Source organism: Alcanivorax sp. HI0044 (genome assembly GCF_001634945.1).
Genome location: NZ_LWEZ01001457.1, coordinates 1 through 2,401, shown reverse-complemented (window position 1 = coordinate 2,401; position 2,401 = coordinate 1). Strand labels below are relative to the sequence as shown.

Here is a 2,401-nt window from a genome sequence, read left to right as displayed (position 1 = left end):
GAGAACACAATGCCGTTAACCAGCCCGATAATTACACCGGTGGTGGTCCTGGTCGCCTGGTCCATGGTCATGTGGCTATGGATGTACATCACCCGCCTGCCGGCCATGAAAGCGGCCAACATGAAGCCGGACCCGAATGCCCCACGCGGTGAACAGATGAGCACCCTGCCCGCTCGTGTGCGCTGGAAGGCGGATAACTACAATCACCTGATGGAACAGCCCACGGCGTTTTATGCCGTGGCCCTGTCGCTGGCACTGCTTGGCCAGGGTGATGGCATCAACCTGAAGTTGGCCTGGGCCTATGTGGGTATCCGCGTGGTGCATTCGCTCCTGCAGGCGCTGATCAACAAGATTGAGCTGCGCTTTGTGTTGTTTGCCCTGTCGTCACTGGCCCTGATTGGGTTAACCGTGAATGCGTTGCGCGCCGTGTTCTGATGGCCTTTGATACTGATCTGGCGTTGCGGGTGCGCGAAGGCCTGCGCACTGTCAGTGGTGCCCTGCCCGATGAAAAGCGCATGTTCGGTGGCCTCTGTTTCATGATCGCCGGCAACATGTGTTGCGGCATTCTGGGTGACCGCCTGATGGCCCGGGTCGGGCCGCAGTCCCATGAACGGTTGTCCGCTGAGCCTGGCGCCGGCGAGATGGATTTCACCGGCCGGCCCATTAACAGGCTGTTGAAAAGCCCTTTACGTACTCAGCGTGGCCTGAAGGGGGCAGCTGTTGTGTTTTGTCGCGACGGACAGGGTGGCTCCCTTTCCTAGCGACAAAGCGCAGCAGATGGGCCCTTCAGGCCGCGCCCTCCGGGTCTTCCAGGCTGGCCCGCACTCGTTGTTGCAATGTCTCGATGGGTGGACACACACCGTCAACATTGCGCCTAGATTGCGAACCAGCCTGAAAGACTGAGCATGCAAAGGGCTTTTCAACAGCCTGTTAGGGCATGCTGATGATTGACGCGGATACGGTAGCCGAGGACGCTGCGCTACAACGCTGGCTGACTCACTGCTTTGCTTTTTTGCGTACCCTGCCACCCAAATAAATCATTCAGGAATGACCATGCTGCAAATCGGGATTGTGATCTACGATGATGCCGAAGTACTGGATTTTGCCGGTCCTTTTGAAGTGTTCTCTACCGCCGCCCGGCTCTGTGATAGCCCGCCCTGGCAGGTGTCTTTGATCAGTGAAAATCCTGAGGTGATGGCGAGAGGTGGCTTCCCGGTGAAAAGTCACTTCACCTTCGCCGATCATCCGCCGCTGGATGTATTACTGGTCAGTGGAGGGGTACATACCGCTGTCATGGAAAATTCCGTGTTACTGACAGCCCTGCGCGAGGCCGGCCACGGCGCCCGCTGGGTAACGTCGGTCTGTACGGGTGCCTTTCTACTGGCAGAGGCCGGGCTGCTCACCGATCAGCGGGTAACCACCCACTGGGAAGATATCGCTGACCTGCGCCATGGTTTCCCGGCGCTGGATGTGCAGGAAAAAATCCGCTGGGTAGAGGATGGTAACCGTCTCACGTCGGCGGGTATTTCCGCCGGTATCGATATGAGCCTGCATCTGGTGGAAAGACTGCATGGCCGGGAATTGGCGGACAAGACGGCCCGGCAGATGGATTATGCCTGGCAGCGGTGATGCGTTGGCTCGCCAGCCAGGCAAAAAGATCGGGTGACTTAACGATATCGCCGGCTGTACGCCCAATACACGCCGGCCAGGGAGACAGCCAGGGTGGCCGGGGCCATCAGCGCGGTGAAATGCAGCAACCGGAACAGCCAGGTGCCGACCACGCCGCCACAGATGAAGCCGCCAATCAGCAATACGAACAGCAGCAGCCGGCGGCCATTGAGGGGGATGCCGCGCAGGCGGTTGCCCAGCATGATGCCCAGGTCGGTGAAAATCCCGGACAGGTGGGTGGTGCGGATGATGGAGCCACTGTAGGTGGTCACCATGGCGTTCTGCAGCCCGCAGGCCATGGAAGCCAGATAGATGCCCAGATCACTGCCCTGTTGTAGAGACAGCATGGCCATGACCAGCAAAGCCGCTTCGATCAGCAATGAGAAACCGTAATGGCGGCCCAGTTTCAGGGCAGTGCTGGTGATGAGTATGCCGCTAAGGGCGGCACCGGCGAGAAAGCTCAGCAGGGTGAGCAGCAGGTGCCGGGCCACGGACAGATCAACATCCGCCAATGCCAGGCCCAGTAGCGAGGAGGTGCCGGTAAGGTGTGATACCGATTGATGGCTGAACCCCAGCAGCCCCACCGCATTGACGCTGCCGGCGAGAAAGGCCAGCAGAAAGGCCCCGACTTCCACCCAGGGTGGTAAACGCGTCAGCAAGGCATCCCCCCGTCTGGCCGATTATCAAAAACGGCAGTGTAGCACGGGCGGCTGACGCCAGGGCCAGAGGCTTG

General features: G+C 59.7%; 4 protein-coding genes. 3 read left to right on the top strand and 1 reads right to left on the bottom strand.

What is annotated here, in order from left to right:
- The 3 genes from A3730_RS21870 to A3730_RS21860 form a co-directional block, all read left to right on the top strand.
- Positions 1 to 435: MAPEG family protein (locus A3730_RS21870; protein WP_231884011.1), on the top strand; the 435-nt coding region annotated here is incomplete at its 5' end.
- Positions 435 to 761, top strand: coding sequence for a TfoX/Sxy family protein (locus A3730_RS21865; protein ID WP_082872214.1), 327 nt, complete (start codon positions 435 to 437; stop codon positions 759 to 761). The genes A3730_RS21870 and A3730_RS21865, both read left to right, overlap by 1 nt.
- Positions 762 to 1,053: 292 nt before the next feature.
- Complete coding sequence (locus tag A3730_RS21860; RefSeq protein WP_197468769.1) at positions 1,054 to 1,629, top strand: DJ-1/PfpI family protein; 576 nt, start codon at positions 1,054 to 1,056, stop codon at positions 1,627 to 1,629.
- A gap of 38 nt (positions 1,630 to 1,667) precedes the next feature.
- Here A3730_RS21860 and A3730_RS21855 read toward each other — a convergent pair whose 3' ends face one another.
- Positions 1,668 to 2,327 (bottom strand): YoaK family protein, encoded by a 660-nt coding sequence (locus tag A3730_RS21855; protein WP_063521288.1) that lies wholly within the window; start codon positions 2,325 to 2,327, stop codon positions 1,668 to 1,670.
- Positions 2,328 to 2,401: the final 74 nt, after the last annotated feature.

What these genes read in the sequence shown, in the direction of transcription:
- A3730_RS21865 (WP_082872214.1), top strand. Translation starts at nt 435, where the DNA reads ATGGCCTTTGATACTGATCTGGCGTTGCGGGTGCGCGAAGGCCTGCGC.
- A3730_RS21860 (WP_197468769.1), top strand. Translation starts at nt 1,054, where the DNA reads ATGCTGCAAATCGGGATTGTGATCTACGATGATGCCGAAGTACTGGAT.